A 16,320-nucleotide genomic window follows, 5' to 3' on the forward strand; every position below is an offset into this window, starting at 1 on the left:
TTCTTCGTACGCGAGAAGCCGGACGTCAGTCCTTCTTCGGGTCCTCCAGGCGCGGGAACAGGACCGCGCCCTTCGTCACCGTCGCGCCGGCCGGGAGCTTGCCCCACGTGCCCGCGTCCTGGACCGGCTGGTCCGCCAGGGCGCCCAGGGACGCCTCGGCGCCCAGCGACTCCCAGAGGGCCTGCGAGGTCTCCGGCATGATCGGGTTGAGGAGGACGGCGACGGCGCGGAGGGACTCGGCGGCCGTGTAGAGGATCGTCGCCAGGCGGGCCTTGCCCTCCGGAGAGTCGTCCTTGGCCACCTTCCACGGCTCCTGCTCCGTGATGTAGCCGTTGACCTGCTTCACGAAGTCGAAGATCGCCAGGATGCCGGCCTGGAAGTCCAGCTCCTCGCCGATCTTCGCGTCGGCCGTCGCGACGGCCTTGGCCAGGCCCTCGTGGATCGCCTTCTCCGCGTCGCCGTCGGCCGTCGACGCCGGCAGTTCGCCGCCGAAGTACTTGCCGACCATCGCCGCCACGCGCGAGGCGAGGTTGCCGTAGTCGTTCGCCAGCTCGCTCGTGTAGCGGGCGGTGAAGTCCTCCCACGAGAACGAGCCGTCGCTGCCGAAGGCGATGGCGCGCAGGAAGTACCAGCGGTACGCGTCCACGCCGAAGTGCGAGGTCAGGTCCTGCGGCTTGATGCCCGTCAGGTTCGACTTCGACATCTTCTCGCCGCCGACCATCAGCCAGCCGTTGGCCGCGACCCGGCCCGGGACCGGCAGGCCCTGCGCCATCAGCATCGCCGGCCAGATCACTGCGTGGAACCGCAGGATGTCCTTGCCGACCAGGTGCACGTCCGCCGGGAACGTCTCCTCGAACTTCGCCGGGTTCTCGTTGTAGCCGACGGCCGTGGCGTAGTTCAGGAGCGCGTCGACCCACACGTAGATGACGTGCTTCTCGTCCCACGGGATCGGAATGCCCCAGTCGAACGTCGAGCGCGAGATCGAGAGGTCCTGGAGGCCCTGCTTGACGAAGTTCACGACCTCGTTGCGGGCCGACTCCGGCTGGATGAAGCCCGGGTTCGCCTCGTAGAACTCCAGCAGCTTCGGGCCGTACTCGCTCAGCTTGAAGAAGTAGTTCTCCTCCTTGAGGATCTCCACCGGCTTCTTGTGGATCGGGCACAGCTTGGTGCCGTCCTCCGCCTCGATGAGGTCACCGGGGAGTTTGTACTCCTCGCAGCCCACGCAGTACGGGCCCTCGTACCCGCCCTTGTAGATCTCGCCCTTGTCGTACAGGTCCTGCACGAACTCCTGGACGCGGTCCGTGTGACGCTTCTGCGTCGTACGGATGAAGTCGTCGTTCGCGATGTTCAGGTGCTCCCAGAGGGGCTTCCACGCCTCCTCGACGAGCTTGTCGCACCAGGCCTGGGGCGTGACGTTGTTCGCCTCGGCCGTGCGCATGATCTTCTGACCGTGCTCGTCCGTGCCGGTGAGGTACCACACCTTCTCGCCGCGCTGACGGTGCCAGCGCGTGAGCACGTCGCCTGCGACGGTCGTATAGGCGTGGCCCAGGTGAGGAGCGTCGTTGACGTAGTAGATGGGGGTCGTGACGTAGTACGCCTTCGTCCCCTGCTTCTCGGATCCAGTGGCCGCCATGGTCGAAATCCTAACCGTCGTACGAAGATCCACTCACATCCGTGAACCGGGGGATGTGGATGATGAGCGGCATGCGTGTACTCGTAGCCGAGGACGAGCTCGACCTCGCCGCCCTCCTCGCCACCGGCCTGCGGCGGGCCGGCTTCGCCGTCGACACCGTCCACGCCGGGGACGACGCACTGGAGGCGCTCGGGCTGCCCTCGTACGGCGGTGCCGGCACCCCCGGTCCGTACGGCGCCCCCGGGCCGTACGACGTGCTCGTCCTCGACCGAGACCTGCCCCGCGTCCACGGCGACGACGTGGCCCGGCGGCTCGTCGCCGCCGGGTCCCCCACCCGGATCCTCATGCTCACCGCCTCCTCCGCCGTCGAGGACCGCGTCGACGGCCTCGACCTCGGTGCCGACGACTACCTCGGCAAGCCCTTCGACTTCCCCGAGCTCGTCTCCCGCGTCCGCGCCCTCCGGCGCCGCTCCGCCCGCCCCGCCCTGCCCCCGCTCCTGGAACGCGACGGCCTCCTCATGGATACCGTCCGGCGGACCGCCGTCCGCGACGGGCGGGACCTCGACCTCTCCCCCAAGGAGTTCTCCGTCCTCCAGCTCCTCCTGGAGGCCGACGGCGCCGTCGTCTCCGCCGAGGAACTCCTCGAACGCGCCTGGGACGCCCACGCCGATCCCTTCACCGGGGCCGTGAGGGTGTGCATGAGCAAGCTGCGGGCCAAGCTGGGCGAGCCGGGCCTCATCCGGACCGTGCAGGGCGTGGGGTACGCGCTATGAGCGGCCGCCCCGGGCTCCTCGGCGCCGGGTCCACCATCCGCACCCGCATCGCCCTCGTCTACGGAGGCGTCTTCCTCGTTCTCGGCGCGGTGCTGCTGCTCCTGGTGAACCTGCTGGTCAGGGCCGGTACGGACGCCGACGCCGAGGTGATCGTCGCACGGGCGGACGACGACGTCGCCGTCGCCGAGGCCTACCGCATCGGCGACGACGTCAGCCGTGCCGCCGGCGAGCAGATGCTCATGTGGTCCTCCCTGGGCCTGCTCGTCATGGCCTGCGGCGCCGTCGTCGTCGGCTGGTGGACCGCCGGACGCGTCCTGCGGCCCGTCCACGAGATGACCGCCCGCGCCCGCCTGCTCTCCGAGCGGAACCTCGGCGACCGGCTGGCCGTGCGCGGGCCCGACGACGAGCTCAAGGAACTCGGCGACACGATCGACGCACTGCTCGGGCGCCTGGAGACCGCCTTCGACAGCCAGCGCCGGTTCATCGCCAACGCCTCCCACGAACTGCGCACCCCGCTCGCCACCCAGCGCGCCGCGATCCAGATCGGGCTCGACGACGACTGCGACGTCCGGCAGGTCCTCCTCGACGCCAACCGGCGCAGCGAGCGCCTCATCGACGGGCTGCTGCTCCTCGCGCGGAGCGAGCGGGGGCTCGCCGAACAGGAGGACGTGCCGCTCGGGGAGGTCGTCGCCGAGGAGCACCCGGACGCGCGCGTGGTCGCCGACGGCGGTGTCGTACGGGGGAACCGGGTGCTGCTCGCGCAGCTCGTACGGAACCTCGTCGCGAACGCCGTCGCCTACAACGTGCCGGGGGGCGAGGTGGGCGTACGGGCCGAGGACGGGGTCCTCACCGTCGTCAACACCGGGCCGGTCGTTCCAGCCGGGGACGTCGACGGGCTCTTCGAACCCTTCCGGCGGGGGGAGGGGCGGGACCGGATGGGGCCCGGCGCGGGGCTCGGGCTCTCCATCGTGCGGTCGATCGCCGTCGCGCACGGCGGGACCGTACGGGCCGTGGCGCGGTCCGCCGCGGAGGGCGGCGGGCTGGTGGTGACGGTGACCCTGCCGGTCACCGCCACCGACTCTCGTACCTCTCGTGCCTCGCCTGCCTCGCGTGCCTCTCGCGCTTCTCGTACCTCTCGCGCCTAGAGCTCCAGGCCGGCCAGCAGGCCCTTGAAGAACGCCGCGTGCGTCGCCTCGACGGGGGTCACACCCGCGAAGTACGCCGACGTACGGGGGGTGCCGTCGAGCTTCCGGAGGTAGTCGAAGGCCTTGTTGTCCTCCTCGCCCCAGACCACGAACCGCCAGTTCAGAGGCTTCTCCGCCGCCTCGGCGAGGGCCTGCGTCGCCGCCGTCCTCGACTCCGGCGCGCCGTCCGTCTGGAACACCACCAGGGCCGGGCGGGCCGGGTCCGCCTTCTCGTGGTGGGCGAGGACCTCCTCCACGGCGCGGTGGTAGTTGGTGCGGCCCAGGCGGCCGAGGGTGCCGTTGATCTCCTCGATCCGGGTGGGGGTGAGGTCGGCGGGGGTCAGGTCGACCGTGCCGTCGATGTCCGTCGAGAAGAACACGGTCGTGACCGTGGCGTCCTCGTCGAGGTGCGCCGCGAGCGCGGTGACCTGCTCGGCGAGCCGCTGCACGGAACCGTCCTTGAAGTACCCGCGCATCGAACCCGACCGGTCCACCACGAGGTACACGGCCGCCCGCGCGCCCGTCAGCCCCTGCTTCTTGAGCTGCGCCCCGGCGGCCTTGTACGCGTCCGCGAGATGCGGGGCGGCGGCCTTGACTGCGGCGAGGGGGAGGGCGGGGGTGGGAGCGGGGGCGGTGTCCTGGGCCCGGGCTTCTTCGGCCGGGGCGTCGGCGGCCGCGACTTCGACGGCCTGGGTCTCGACGGCCTGGGCCTCCGGCTCGGCCGCCGCGGCGACCGGATCGGCCGGGGCGGTGGACTCGTCCGCGGCCTCGACGGCCTCCGGCTCCGCCGGGGCGGCGGCTTCGGCCTGCGGCTCGTCCGCTTCCGGCTCCGCCGGGTCCGTGTCGTCCGCGACGACCACCGCCTCCGTCCGGGCCTCGTCGGTCGCGACCTCGACATCCTGCGCCTGCGTCTCCGGCTCCGCCGGGGCGGCGGCCTCGGTCTGCGGCTCGTCGGCGATCTCCGCCTCCGCCTCGACGGCGGTGTCGGACGCCTCCGTGTCGGCGTCCGTGGCGACGGCCGCCTCCGGCGTCGCCGGAACGTCCGCCTCGGCCCGCGCCTCGTCGGCAGCGGCCTCCTCCGGCTCCGCCGTCTCCTGTCGCTCACCGGTGACCGTCGTCTCGGCCGCCGCGTCCGCCGTCGCCTCTTCGGCCTCCGGCGTCGCCGCGTCCACGGCCTCGGCCGGCTCCTCGGCAACCGGCTCCACAGCCGGCTCCGCAGAGGCCTCGGCCACCGGCTCCGCGGCGGCGGACGGCTCGGAAGCCGTGGTCGTCCTCCCCGTCTCCCCGTCGTCGGCCGTCCGCGCCCTCGGGATCTGCGGGTTGTCGAAGGCCGCCGCCACCAGGTCGTCCGCCGCCCGGCGGGCCGCCGTCTCCGGGGCCTCCCGGGGCTCCGCCGTTTCCCGGGGCTCCACGGCCTCCCCGGTCTCCGTCGAGCCCCCGGTCTCCGCCGAGCCCGCCGGTGCCTCCGGGGCCACCGTCTCCGCCGTCTCCACGGCCTCCGGGGTCTCACGCGTCTGGGGCGGGACGGAGGTTGCCGGGGACTCCTCGCGGTCCCGGCCGAACACCTTGCGCAGCATGCTCCGAATACCCATGGGCGAACCCTTTCGCATGAGTGGGGGTGCAGTGTGAATGTCCGTACTGGGCGTTTCGGGACGTTCATCCCTGGCCAGGGCGGATACGTAAGGTTAGCGGCCGCCCCTCCCGCCTCCGATGACCCGGTCGCCGCCGGTTGCCGTGCATTCATGCGGCGTTCACTCCGGCGCCGTCCCCGTGCAGATCTACGCCCATAGCGTCGCCGCCGAAGCAATCCCGACACCACGTCGGCGCGGTCCGCGCCGGAGGAGGACGAAGTGCGCAAACTGCTGCCGCTGCTGAGCACGAACCCGCACGGAGGCGGTCGTTCCGCCCTCACCTGCCGGTTCCGCTGCGGTGACGCCTGCTTCCATGACGTCCCCAACACCAGCGACAACGAGTACGTCGGCGACGTCATCGCCGGCGCGCTCTCCCGCCGTTCCGCGCTGCGCGCCGCCGCCGTCGTGACCGTCGCCTCCGCCGTCGGCGGGGCCGCTACCCTCGGGAACGCCCAGGAGGCCGTCGCCCAGCCGCAGCCGCAGAAGGCGGAGCCCGCCGACGGCGCCCGCGGGCTCCGGTTCACCCCCGTCGCGCCCAACACCGACGACCGGGTCACCGTCCCCGCCGGGTACGGCCAGAACGTGGTCGTACGCTGGGGCGATCCCATCCTCCGCGGCGCGCCCGCCTTCGACTCCGAGAACCAGACCGCCGCCGCCCAGGCCGGCCAGTTCGGTTACAACAACGACTTCCTCTCCCTCCTGCCGCTGCGCCACGAGCCGCACCGCCAGGTCCTCGTCGCCAACCACGAGTACACCGACGAGGTGCTGATGTTCCGGGGGTACGACCCCGAGAACCCGACCCGCGAGCAGGTCGAGATCGCCTGGGCCGCGCACGGCCTCGGCGTCGTCGTGGTCCAGGAGGAGCACCGCACCGGCAGGCTCACCGCCGTCACCCGGCACCGGCTCAACCGGCGCCTGACCGCCACCAGCGAGTTCGAGCTCACCGGTCCGGCGGCCGGCAGCGCCCTCGTCAGGACCTCCGCCGACCCGGACGGCCGTACCGTCCTCGGCACGCTCAACAACTGCTCCGGCGGCACCACCCCGTGGGGCACCACGCTCCACGGCGAGGAGAACATCAACCAGTACTTCGCCAACGGGTCGAGCGCCACCGACAAGCGGTACGGCGTCGGCACCGGGGCCTCCGAGCGGAAGTGGGAGCGCTTCGACAAGCGTTTCGACCTCAAGCAGGAGCCCAACGAGGTGCACCGCTTCGGCTGGGTCGTCGAGCTCGACCCGTACGACCCGGAGTCCACGCCCCGCAAGCGCACCGCGCTCGGCCGCTTCAAGCACGAGGCCGCTCAGCCCCGGCTCACCGAGGACGGCCGTCCGGTCGTCTACATGGGCGACGACGAGCGGTTCGACTACCTCTACAAGTTCGTCTCGTCCAAGCGGATGAAGAAGGGGTCCTCCCGCTCCGCCCACGAGCACAACCTCACCCTCCTCGACGAGGGCACCCTGTACGTCGCCAAGTTCACCGGCGACTCGCCCGCCGCCGAGATCGACGGCACCGGCAAGCTGCCCTCCGACGGCGAGTTCGACGGTTCCGGCGTGTGGATCCCGCTCGCCACGGCCGGTCCCGACGGCGCCGTCTCGCACGTCCCCGGCATGACCGCCGAGGAGGTGTACGTCTTCACCCGCCTCGCCGGCGACAAGGTCGGCGCGACGAAGATGGACCGTCCCGAGGACGTCGAGCCGTCCCCGCGCAGCGGCCGCGTCTACGTCGCGCTCACCAACAACTCCAAGCGCGGCACCACGGGCAACGCCCCCGCCGACGAGGCCAACCCGCGCAACGTCAACAAGCACGGCCACGTCCTGGAGCTCTCCGAGCACTGGGACGACCCGTCGAGCGACGGCTTCGCCTGGCGGCTGTTCCTCGTCGCCGGAGACCCCTCCGACCCGGCCACCTACTTCGCCGGCTTCCCCAAGGAGAAGGTCTCCCCGATCTCCTGCCCGGACAACGTCGCCTTCGACCCGCACGGCAACCTGTGGATCTCCACCGACGGCAACCAGCTCGGCTCGCACGACGGCCTGTTCGGCGTCGCCACGCGCGGCGAGCGGCGCGGTGAGCTCAAGCAGTTCCTGACCGTCCCGACCGGCGCCGAGACCTGCGGCCCGCTCGTCCAGGACCGCCGCGTCCTCGTCTCCGTGCAGCACCCGGGCGAGGTCGACGGCGCCTCCGTCGAGAAGCCCGCCTCCGTCTGGCCCGACGGGCCGGGCAGGATCGTCCGCCCGGCCGTCGTCTCCGTGTGGCGCACGGACGGCCGCGACATCGGCGTCTAGGAGGTTCCCGGGGCCTGGGCCTCCGGGGGCCGACAGGTTCCCGGGACCTGGGCCCCCGGGCCTGGGAGGGGGGTCATCCCACTCCCAGGCCCTCCCTGAACCTCGTGAACTGCTCCTCCGGGTCGCCCGTGTACGACCACGGCACCCACGCCGCCCGCGCGCCCAGCATCCCCATCAGCTCCCGGGCGATCTCCACCTGCCCGGCGTAACAGGCCGCGTGCGCCAGGAAGTTGAGGTCGCCCACCTCTTCCGGCGCCACCGGGAGCTCCGGGTCCCGCCCGCCGATCCAGCGCGCGTGGGTACGGCGCAGCTCGGTCACCGCCAGTTCGTGCTTCCAGTGCTGGTCGAAGCCGCGCACCGGGCCCCGGCCGAGCGCCCCGTCCGCGACGTACCGGTACTCCTCGACCCGCGCCACCTGCACCAGGACCGGCAGCGGCGAGCCGGGCGGGGCCACGCCCGCCGCGTCACGGGCGAAGTCGTACATGCTGCCGTGCGTGCCGTGCCACCGCGCCGACCAGTAGCGGAGCACCTGGATGTGGCCCTCGGTGTTGTACGGATCGCGGCGGCGCAACTCGTCGAACCAGTGGCGCAGTTCGCGGCGCGGCACCCCGCCCTCGTACAGCCGGGCCACCGAGAGCAGCGACACCCAGGGCATCGGGTCGGCCGGCGCGGCCTCGGCCGCGCTCCGGCAGGCGTCGACGGCGGCGTCGATCCGGCCCCGCTCGATGGTGGCGCCCCGGCCGGCCGCGATGGCCGCGTCGAAGACCCGGACCACCTCGGTCGCGGCCCGCAGCACGGCGGCGTCGGGGTTGCCGGGCTCGGCGGCCCGCCAGGTCTCGACGGTGGAGCTGCCGGCGGCGGCGTGCGAGAGGAGCCGCAGCCGGTGGGTGCGGCGCGCCCAGTCCGTGCCGGTGGCGGCGAGCAGGTCCCGTACGCCCTGCCAGCGGCCGATGACGATGTCGTGGCGCGCCTCGGTCAGCGCCCGGTCCCCGAAGTCCGGGTCGAAGTCGGGCGCGAAGCGCTCCGGACGCGCCGGGCGTACGGAGCGGCGTCGTACGGCCATCGGGGGCCTCCTTCGGGTTCGGCTGCCGTCAGAAGTCGCTGTCGCGGAGGTTCGTGCGGGTCGGAAGCGGCTGGGGCGTGCGAGGGGCGCGTCAGAAGTCCGTCGCGTAGCTCTTGTCGCGGGTGCCCGTGCGCGGGCGGCCGACCGGGGCCGAGCCCTCCGCCGCCGCGAGCGCGCGGACCGCGTCGAGACGGGCCGGGCGGTAGTAGTCGCTGCCCTTCCGCCAGTAGACGAGGAGCGGGACCACGCCGAGGAGCAGTCCGCCCAGGCCGATGGTGAGGGCGGTCGTGGAGAGTTCGCCGAGGGACTCGACGAAGGCCCAGAGCATGAACGCGGAGCCGAGCAGCGGCCAGAGGCCGCCGAGGACCAGGTTCCGTACGGAGCGGAACAGGACCGCCTTGTACGCGACGACGGCGGCGATGCCCGCCAGGCCGTAGTAGAAGGCGATCTGGAGGCCGATCGCGGCCACGGCGTCGCTGAGGATCCGCTGCACCGAGCCGGCCGCCGCGGCCGCGCAGAACATCAGGAGCGCGGCACCGCCGACGGCGGCGATCGCGACCCACGGGGTGTTCCAGCGGCGGTGCACGAGACCGAGCGCGGCCGGCAGGGTCCGGTCGCGGCCCATCGCGAAGAGCGAGCGGGTGACCTGGAGGAGCGTGGTCTCCAGGGTGGCGACGGTGGACAGCAGGACCGCCACGACGAGCAGTTTGCCGCCGACGCCGGGCCAGATCTCCTGGCCGAGGACGGCGAGGACGTTCGGTCCGGCGGCGCGGATCTCCTCGGCGCTCAGCAGGACGTTGACGGCGACGGTGAAGGCCTCGAAGAGGAGGAAGACGAAGCCGACGCCGACGAGCGCGGCGAGCCCGGCGGTCCGGCGGCTGTCGCGGGTCTCCTCGCTGAGGTTGCTGGTGACGTCCCAGCCCCAGTAGTAGAACGCGGCGATCAGCGCCCCGGCGGCGAAGGTGTCCGGCCCGTGGAAGTGGTCGAGCGCGAACCAGGACCAGTCGAAGGCGGTGGCCCGGCCCCGGTGCGCGACGGCGGCCAGGACGAAGGCGAGCAGGATCAGCATCTCGACCCCGGACATCACGAGTTGCGCCCGTACGGTCAGCCGGGCGCCGCCCAGGACGACGAGCAGCATCATCAGGAACCAGCCGGCGCCGACGGCCGCGGCGAGCGGGGTGTTCGCGGCGAGGTCCCGGTCGAACAGGGAGAGCGTGAGGGAGCCGGCGGGCAGCGAGCCGGCCACCATGAACACGGTGGCGGCGAAGACGAGCGCCCAGCCGGAGAGGAAGCCGAGGAAGGGGTGGAGGGTGCGGCCCACCCAGGAGTACCCGGCACCGGCGTTGACGTCGATGCGGCCGAGGCGGGCGTACGCGAGGACGATGCCGAGCATCGGTATCGCGCAGTAGAGCAGCGCGGCGGGCCCGGCGAGGCCGACCGCGCCGAAGAGGACGGCGGTGGTCGCGGCCAGCGAGTAGGCGGGGGCGCTGCCGGCGACGGCCATCACGATCGTGTCGAAGGTGCCGAGGACGTTGGGCTGGAGCCCTCTGTTCGTGGTGGTGCGCATGGCGGGTCCTCGGGGGGCGCGGGGGCTGAGGCGGGGATTCGGCGGGGCCGGGCTTGGCGGGGCTGGGTTCGGCAGGGCTGTGGCAGGACTGAGCGGCACGCCCGTCGGGCCGGTTTCCGGCGGCGACGGGCGCGGATCACGGTCAATCGAGCGCATCGTAGTCGCCCGGGTGGCTTCCGGTAACGGTGGTGGGGAGGGTTCCGTTCCGTGACCGCCGGTAAGTTCTCCCGCACGCCCCCCGAGGAGGGTTTACCGCAGGTCGGGACCGGCGACGGCGCGGGCCGCGCTCACCTCCCGGCGGAGCGGTGCGAGGACTCCGTTCTCGTCGTTCTCGTCGCCGGGGAGCTCCGCGCGGACCTCCACGAGGGTGTCGGTGTCGCGCAGTCCGTCCGCGAGCTCCCGCAACTCCCGCTCCACGGCGGCGACCTCCGCCGGGTCGGGCGCCGGGGCGCCGTGATCGACCCGGATCCGGGCGGCGGTCGTCGCGTCCACGATCCGCTCCACGGCGACGACGAGCGGCCACCAGGCGGCGGCCCGGGCGCCCGTCGGCGGCGGCTCGGTCAGGGCCCGCTGGAACTCCGAGCGGACGGTCGACAGGTCCCGGTAGAGCTTCCGGCGGGCCCGGAGCCGTTCGGCGTGGTCCGCTCCGGTGCCGAAGGCCCGTTCCACGTACGCGGCGGTGTCCGCGACCGCGTCCGCGAGCCGGTCCCCGATCCGGGCGTGCCAGGACTCCGGCCAGAGCAGGTAGCCGGCGACCAGCGCGATCCCGCAGCCGATGAGCGAGTCGTACAGCCGCGGCAGGACGAGGTCGAAGCCCTGGTGGTTGAGGATGTCGGAGAGCAGCAGGATGACCGGGGTGATGGCCGCGGTCTGGAAGGCGTACCCCTTCGCGGAGAAGGCCGGGATGAGCGCCGCGAGCACCATCATCACCGGCACGTCCCACCAGCCGCGCGGCACCTCGGACAGGACCAGGGCGGCCAGGACCAGCCCGGCGGCCGTGCCGGCGGCGCGGAGCACGGCCCGCGAGAAGACCGAGCCGAAGTCCGGCTTCATGACGAACGTGACGGTGAGCGCCACCCAGTACGAGCGGGGCACGGGGATCAGCGAGACCAGGGCCTGCGCGAGGCCGACGCAGAGCGCCAGCCGCAGGCCGTACCGCCAGGACGCCTCGGAGAGCAGGACCGCGCGGGCCGCCCGGCGGGCCCGGACCCGGAGCGCGGCGGGCCGGCCGAGGCGGTCGTCGACGCCGTACGGATCGGGGTCCGCCTCGTGGACGACGGCCGCCGCGTGCCGCAGGGCGTGGTCGACGGCCCTCTCGGCCGGCCGCTCGGGCGCCGGCAGGCCGTCCAGGGCGGGGGTGCCGGTGCGGCCCTCCTCGACGGCGTCCGCGAGTCCCCGCACCGCCGCCGGGATCGCCGGGGACAGCGGGCCGACCAGGCGGGCCCGCAGATGCGCGGCGGGGGCGGCCTCCACGAGCGGGATGACCACGTTGAGCTGGGCCAGGATCCGCACCAGCGGGGCGGCGCGGCCGTGCTGGCGGGCCCGGCGGGCGAGGACCAGGTCGTACGACTGGTTGAGGGAGGCGGTGACGGCCTGCCGCTTCTCGTCGTACGCGGCCGTGCCGGTCGCCTCGTACAGCTCGGCGACGGTCCGGTACGTCGCCGCCACGGCCTCCCGCTCGGGGGCGGCGCGGCGCATCGGCCAGCCGAGGAGCGTGAGGACGAGGACGAACAGGCCGCCGAGACCGAGGAGGACGGGCGCCTTCCACCACGGGTCGGGCATCGGCAGGCCCGCGCCGACGACCGCGTTGAGGAGGAGCAGCAGACCGGAGACGGAGGCGACCGCGCCGATCGAGGAGATCATCCCGGAGACCAGGGCCACGAGGGTGAGGGTGGCGACGGCGGCCCACCCGTGCCCGAAGACGAGGGTCCCCAGGGTGACCCCGAGGGCGCCGAACGCCTGCGGCACCGCGATGTTGAAGACCCGCATCCGGTAGGCGTCGGCGGTGTCCCCGATCACGCCGGAGAGCGCGCCCATCGAGACCAGCGCCCCGTACGCCGGCTGCCCTGCCGCCAGGCCGGCGGCGAGCGGCACGGACAGGGCGACGGAGGCGCGGGCGGCGGCGGCCCAGGGGATCGGTGCGGGGGCCGGCCTCAGGCCGGCGGTGAGCCAGGTGGGCGGGGTGATCCGCGGGGGCCGAGCCATGCGACCAACGTACGCCGCGAGGCCCTTGAACCCTCGCCTTGAACACCCACCCCACGGGACGACACCCCCACGCCGCGGGCTGCGCCCGTCAGGCGGGGCCCGCCCCCGCGCCCCCGTTGTGGGTTGCGCCCACCGGGCGGTGCCCACCCCCGTGTAGGACCTGCGCCCCGCCGGGGCGGTGGCCCACCCCGCGCCCCCGTTGTGGACGCGCGCCCGCCGGGCGGTGCCCACCCCCGCGCCCCCCGTTGTGGGCAGTCGTTCCGCTGGGGCGGAACGGGTGGGCACAACGGACCAGCGCCCTTGCCGGCGCCCGAGGCTCATGTGCCTGGACCCGCACCCCGTGCACCGCTGCTTTCGGTGCGGGTCCAGGCGCGGAACGCGGAGGCGCCGCTGAAGGGCGCCGTCCCGTGTGCCCACCCGTCCCGCCCCAGCGGGACGATTGCCCACACGGCGGGTGGGCGGGGGCGCCGTCCCGCAGAGCGTGGGCCCCGCGCGGGCGGGGTGCCGGCTCGGTGGGTGGGGGTCAGTTGCGGTAGGACTCGACCTCTGCGGCCGGGCGGAGGGCCGCCGTGTCCGGATCCTCCCCGAACTCCGCCTTCGCGCGCCGCTGCCGCAACAGGTCCCAGCACTGGTCGAGGCGTACCTCGAGTTCCGCGAGGCGGGTGCGTTCCTCGGGGAGGAGTCCGCCGGTGCGCTGCCGCAGGGCGCGCTCCTCCTCGACGAGGGCGCCGATGTCGTCCAGGATCTCGTCGTTGTCCATGCCTTCCAGCGTGGCGGATCGGCGCCGGGCGCGCAGGTCGAGGAGGGCCCGCGGTTCAGTGGCGGAGCGCCTGCGCGATCTCCGCCTTCGTCTCGCCCGAGAGGGTCCGGTTGCTGCGCGCGGTACCGGTCTTGGACTTCCCGGGTTCGACGTCGTTGATGTTCAGGACGACGGAGTCGAGGAAGTTCCCGTCCGTGTCACGGAAGTTGACCATGATCGTGTAGTCGGCGTTCTGGTCCTTGGGGTTGGTCGCGGTGATCTCGGCGACCGTGCGGTCCCCGTCCGTGCGCGTGGCTCCGGCCCGTACGTCTCCGGTGGCGTTCACCCCGTCCTTGACCTGGTTCATCTTCTCCTGGGCGGCCGAGGCGACGGCCGCCGTGGCGGAGGAGACGATCTGGCCGGCCTTGTCCTTGGCGGTGTCGCAGCCGGTGAGGGCGAGGAGCACAGTGGCGGTGGCGGTGGTGAGGACGATTCCGGTTCTCCGGTCTCCCCGTCCTCCTCGTTCGTCTCGTTTCATGGTCGGCGTCTCAGAACCGCTCGTTCGGGCCGTACGTCTCGTCCGTCGCCAGCGCCCAGATCACGAAGATCGAGATGGCCATGGAGAAGAGCGCCCACCACGGCTGGTAGGGCAGGAAGAGGAACTGGAGGAGGAGGTTGAGGGAGGCCAGCGAGATGCCGGCGACCCGGCCCCACTCGGCGCCCTTGAGGATGCCGACGCCGGTGATGGCGACGATGACGCCGAGGATCAGGTGGATCCATCCCCAGGTGGTCAGGTTGAACTTGAAGACGTAGTCACCGATGCGGGTGTAGACGTCGTCCTCGGCGATGCCGGCGATGCCCTGGAAGACGTCCATGAAGCCGGTGACCAGCATGAGGACGCCGGCGAAGAGGGTGCCGCCGGCGGCCCAGGATCCGGCGGTGCTCGGCTGGGTGCCCGTCTTGCGGGGCGCGGTGTTCTGGCTCATGGCCCCATCGTCGGCGCGTTCGTACGGCTCCGAACCTTCAGCTGGTCCGAACGAGTGAGCGAAGGAAGGCGTCGAGGGCCGCGTCGAACTCCTCGGGCCGTTCCAGATTGGGCAGGTGCGCGGCCCGTTCGATCACGGTGAGCGTCGAGTGGGGGAGCAGGGCGTGCATCTCCTCCGCGTCCTCCACCGGGGTGTACGTGTCGTCGCGGCCGACGATGACGAGTGCGGGGACGGTGACGGCGGCGAGCGTCTCCCGGTGGTCGGGGCGCTCGGCCCGCCCGCGCAGGGCGGCCGCCGCGGCGACCGGGTCGGTGGCGCACATCATGCGGTGGACGTGCGGCGCGGCGTGCGTGTTGTACGGGGCGACCATCCGGTCGAGGACCTCGTCGGCGTATCCGCGCATGCCCTCCCGCAGGAGCCGGTCGGCCATGGCGTTCCGGGTCTTCTTGCCGTCCTCGGTCTCGGCGGCGGGGAAGGTGTCGGCGAGGACGAGGCCCCGGACCCGTTCGGGGTGACGGCGGACGAGTTCCATGGCGATCTGGCCGCCCATGGAGAGGCCGGCGACGACGCAGTCGTCGATGCCGAGTTCGTCGAGGAGGGCGACGAGGTCCTCGGCGAAGTCGTCGAGGCCGGTGGCACCGGTCGTCGCGCCCAGGGGCGTGGCGCCGTATCCCCGCAGGTCGGGGGCGATCACGCGGTGTCCGGCGCGGGAGAAGCGGTCGATCTGCGGCTGCCACATGGTGTGGTCGAAGGGGTGGCCGTGGATGAGGAGAAGGGCGGGGCCGGTGCCCCGGTCCTCGTGGAAGGTGGGCATGGACGCAGGCTAGGCAGCCCCAACTGCTCGGTGCAATAAGATCTTTGCTCTCGGTGCAATGGGGAGGGGGCGGACCGGGTGGAGGAGTACCGGAGGATCGCGGACCGGGTCGAGGCCGCCGTACGGGACGGGCGGTTGCGTCCCGGCGACCGGCTGCCGCCGCAGCGGGTGTTCGCCCGCCGCCACGGGATCGCGAACTCGACGGCGATCCGGGTGTACGGGGAGCTGGCCCGCCGCGGCCTCGTCGTCGGCGAGGTCGGCCGCGGCACCTTCGTCCGCGCCGCACCCCCGCTGCCCGGGCCCGCCCTCGCCGAGGCGACCGGCGCCGCGCCCGTCGACCTCCAGCTCAACTACCCGGTCGCCGAGGAGCAGTCGGAGCTGATGGCCCGCGCGCTCGCGGCGCTCGCCCGGCCCGACGTGCTCGCCGAGGCCGTCTCCCGCCCGGCCGCCGCGACCGGTACGGCCGAGGCCCGGGAGGCGGCGGCGACCGTGCTCGCCCGGCCCGGCTGGGCGCCGGACCCCGAGAACGTCCTCTTCGCCGGGAACGCCCGCCAGGCCATCGCCGCCGCGTTCTCCGCCCTCGTGCCGCCCGGCGGCCGCGTCGGCGTCGAAGCCCTCACGTACCCCCTGGTCAAAGCGGTCGCCGAACGGCTCGGCATCCGGCTCGTCCCCCTCGCCCTCGACGCGGAAGGGGTACGGCCGGAGGCGCTGGCCGCCGCCCACCGGACCGCACCGCTCTCCGCCGTCTACCTCCAGCCCACCCTGCACAACCCGCTCTCCACGACCCTCGGCGAGGCGCGGCGGGCCGAACTCGCCGAACTCCTCCGCCACCTGGACCTCACCGCCGTCGAGGACACCACCTGGGCCTTCCTCGACCCCGGCGCGCCCGCGCCGCTCGCCGCGCACGCGCCGGAGCGGGTCCTCCTGGTCGACAGCCTCTCGAAGCGGCTCGTCCCCGGTCTGACGGTCGGCTACGTGGTGGCGCCGGGAAGGCTCCGTACGGCGGTGGCCGACGCCCTGCGCTCCGGCGCCTGGACGGCCGGCGGACTCGCCCTCGCCGCCGCCACCCGCTGGACCGGCGACGGCACGGTCGCCGAGGCCGTCGCCGCCAAACGGGCCGACGCCGGGGCCCGGCACGCGCTCCTCCTGCGGCGGCTCGCCGGGCACGCGCTCCGGACCTCCCCGCACGCCTACTACTGCTGGTGGGAGCTGCCCGCGCCCTGGCGCGCGGAGACCTTCACGGCGGCCGCCGCCGCACGCGCGGGCGTGGCGGTCACCCCCGGCAGCGCCTTCGCGGCCGGTCGCGCCGGCGCCCCCGACGCCGTCCGGCTGGGCCTCGCGTCACCGCCGGTCGCGGTACTGGACGAGGCCCTCGCCCGGCTGGCGGCGGTGGCGGCCGAGGGACCGTGATCCACTTGCGGGCCGCCGGGCGGGGGTGTGCCCTG

General features: G+C 73.5%; 13 protein-coding genes. 4 read left to right on the forward strand and 9 right to left on the reverse strand.

Features of this window, described 5'->3' with window-relative positions:
* Positions 1 to 25: 25 nt before the first annotated feature.
* On the reverse strand, positions 26 to 1,633 hold the full coding sequence (gene metG, locus ACIGW4_RS04830) for a methionine--tRNA ligase (RefSeq protein WP_398708088.1): 1,608 nt from the start codon (positions 1,631 to 1,633) through the stop codon (positions 26 to 28).
* Between the two features lie 71 nt (positions 1,634 to 1,704).
* On the opposite strand from metG, the gene ACIGW4_RS04835 reads away from it, so the two are divergent.
* Both ACIGW4_RS04835 and ACIGW4_RS04840 read left to right on the forward strand, forming a co-directional pair.
* Entirely contained in the window at positions 1,705 to 2,406 is a 702-nt protein-coding gene (locus ACIGW4_RS04835) for a response regulator transcription factor (RefSeq protein ID WP_399578499.1), read from the forward strand.
* Positions 2,403 to 3,551: a sensor histidine kinase gene (locus tag ACIGW4_RS04840; protein WP_399578501.1), complete on the forward strand. Its 1,149-nt coding sequence runs from the start codon at positions 2,403 to 2,405 to the stop codon at positions 3,549 to 3,551. Before ACIGW4_RS04835 ends, ACIGW4_RS04840 begins: the two co-directional genes overlap by 4 nt.
* Here ACIGW4_RS04840 and ACIGW4_RS04845 read toward each other — a convergent pair.
* Positions 3,548 to 5,182 (reverse strand): VWA domain-containing protein, encoded by a 1,635-nt coding sequence (locus ACIGW4_RS04845; protein WP_399578502.1) that lies wholly within the window; start codon positions 5,180 to 5,182, stop codon positions 3,548 to 3,550. The two genes, ACIGW4_RS04840 and ACIGW4_RS04845, sit on opposite strands and share 4 nt — an antisense overlap.
* A 258-nt stretch (positions 5,183 to 5,440) precedes the next feature.
* Here ACIGW4_RS04845 and ACIGW4_RS04850 point away from each other — a divergent pair, with 258 nt between their 5' ends.
* On the forward strand, positions 5,441 to 7,501 hold the full coding sequence (locus tag ACIGW4_RS04850) for a PhoX family protein (protein ID WP_399578505.1): 2,061 nt from the start codon (positions 5,441 to 5,443) through the stop codon (positions 7,499 to 7,501).
* A gap of 73 nt (positions 7,502 to 7,574) precedes the next feature.
* On the opposite strand, the gene ACIGW4_RS04855 is transcribed toward ACIGW4_RS04850, so the two are convergent.
* From ACIGW4_RS04855 to ACIGW4_RS04885, 7 genes are all read right to left on the reverse strand, one after another.
* Entirely contained in the window at positions 7,575 to 8,564 is a 990-nt protein-coding gene (locus ACIGW4_RS04855; protein WP_123453395.1) for a hypothetical protein, read from the reverse strand.
* Between the two features lie 91 nt (positions 8,565 to 8,655).
* Positions 8,656 to 10,131 (reverse strand): APC family permease, encoded by a 1,476-nt coding sequence (locus ACIGW4_RS04860; protein ID WP_123453393.1) that lies wholly within the window; start codon positions 10,129 to 10,131, stop codon positions 8,656 to 8,658.
* A gap of 249 nt (positions 10,132 to 10,380) precedes the next feature.
* Entirely contained in the window at positions 10,381 to 12,336 is a 1,956-nt protein-coding gene (locus ACIGW4_RS04865) for an FUSC family protein (protein WP_399578507.1), read from the reverse strand.
* Positions 12,337 to 12,859: 523 nt separating this feature from the next.
* Positions 12,860 to 13,096, reverse strand: coding sequence for a DUF2630 family protein (locus ACIGW4_RS04870; RefSeq protein ID WP_123453390.1), 237 nt, complete (start codon positions 13,094 to 13,096; stop codon positions 12,860 to 12,862).
* 55 nt (positions 13,097 to 13,151) lie between these two features.
* Positions 13,152 to 13,613 carry a hypothetical protein gene (locus tag ACIGW4_RS04875; RefSeq protein WP_398708100.1) on the reverse strand — a complete coding sequence of 154 codons (462 nt, stop codon included), beginning with the start codon at positions 13,611 to 13,613 and terminating at the stop codon, positions 13,152 to 13,154.
* Between the two features lie 10 nt (positions 13,614 to 13,623).
* On the reverse strand, positions 13,624 to 14,061 hold the full coding sequence (locus tag ACIGW4_RS04880; protein WP_398708101.1) for a hypothetical protein: 438 nt from the start codon (positions 14,059 to 14,061) through the stop codon (positions 13,624 to 13,626).
* 37 nt (positions 14,062 to 14,098) lie between these two features.
* Complete coding sequence (locus tag ACIGW4_RS04885; protein WP_399578510.1) at positions 14,099 to 14,875, reverse strand: alpha/beta fold hydrolase; 777 nt, start codon at positions 14,873 to 14,875, stop codon at positions 14,099 to 14,101.
* A gap of 78 nt (positions 14,876 to 14,953) precedes the next feature.
* Here ACIGW4_RS04885 and ACIGW4_RS04890 point away from each other — a divergent pair, with 78 nt between their 5' ends.
* On the forward strand, positions 14,954 to 16,285 hold the full coding sequence (locus ACIGW4_RS04890) for a PLP-dependent aminotransferase family protein (RefSeq protein WP_399578511.1): 1,332 nt from the start codon (positions 14,954 to 14,956) through the stop codon (positions 16,283 to 16,285).
* The last annotated feature ends 35 nt before the right edge of the window (positions 16,286 to 16,320 follow it).

It is taken from the genome of Streptomyces sp. NPDC053513 (assembly GCF_044544765.1).
GTDB classification, from domain to species: Bacteria; Actinomycetota; Actinomycetes; order Streptomycetales; family Streptomycetaceae; genus Streptomyces; species Streptomyces litmocidini.

What these genes read in the sequence shown, in the direction of transcription:
- ACIGW4_RS04885 (WP_399578510.1), bottom strand. Translation starts at nt 14,875, where the DNA reads ATGCCCACCTTCCACGAGGACCGGGGCACCGGCCCCGCCCTTCTCCTC.
- ACIGW4_RS04845 (WP_399578502.1), bottom strand. Translation starts at nt 5,182, where the DNA reads ATGGGTATTCGGAGCATGCTGCGCAAGGTGTTCGGCCGGGACCGCGAG.
- ACIGW4_RS04835 (WP_399578499.1), top strand. Translation starts at nt 1,705, where the DNA reads ATGCGTGTACTCGTAGCCGAGGACGAGCTCGACCTCGCCGCCCTCCTC.
- ACIGW4_RS04860 (WP_123453393.1), bottom strand. Translation starts at nt 10,131, where the DNA reads ATGCGCACCACCACGAACAGAGGGCTCCAGCCCAACGTCCTCGGCACC.
- ACIGW4_RS04865 (WP_399578507.1), bottom strand. Translation starts at nt 12,336, where the DNA reads ATGGCTCGGCCCCCGCGGATCACCCCGCCCACCTGGCTCACCGCCGGC.
- ACIGW4_RS04855 (WP_123453395.1), bottom strand. Translation starts at nt 8,564, where the DNA reads ATGGCCGTACGACGCCGCTCCGTACGCCCGGCGCGTCCGGAGCGCTTC.
- ACIGW4_RS04870 (WP_123453390.1), bottom strand. Translation starts at nt 13,096, where the DNA reads ATGGACAACGACGAGATCCTGGACGACATCGGCGCCCTCGTCGAGGAG.
- ACIGW4_RS04875 (WP_398708100.1), bottom strand. Translation starts at nt 13,613, where the DNA reads ATGAAACGAGACGAACGAGGAGGACGGGGAGACCGGAGAACCGGAATC.
- ACIGW4_RS04840 (WP_399578501.1), top strand. Translation starts at nt 2,403, where the DNA reads ATGAGCGGCCGCCCCGGGCTCCTCGGCGCCGGGTCCACCATCCGCACC.
- ACIGW4_RS04880 (WP_398708101.1), bottom strand. Translation starts at nt 14,061, where the DNA reads ATGAGCCAGAACACCGCGCCCCGCAAGACGGGCACCCAGCCGAGCACC.
- metG (WP_398708088.1), bottom strand. Translation starts at nt 1,633, where the DNA reads ATGGCGGCCACTGGATCCGAGAAGCAGGGGACGAAGGCGTACTACGTC.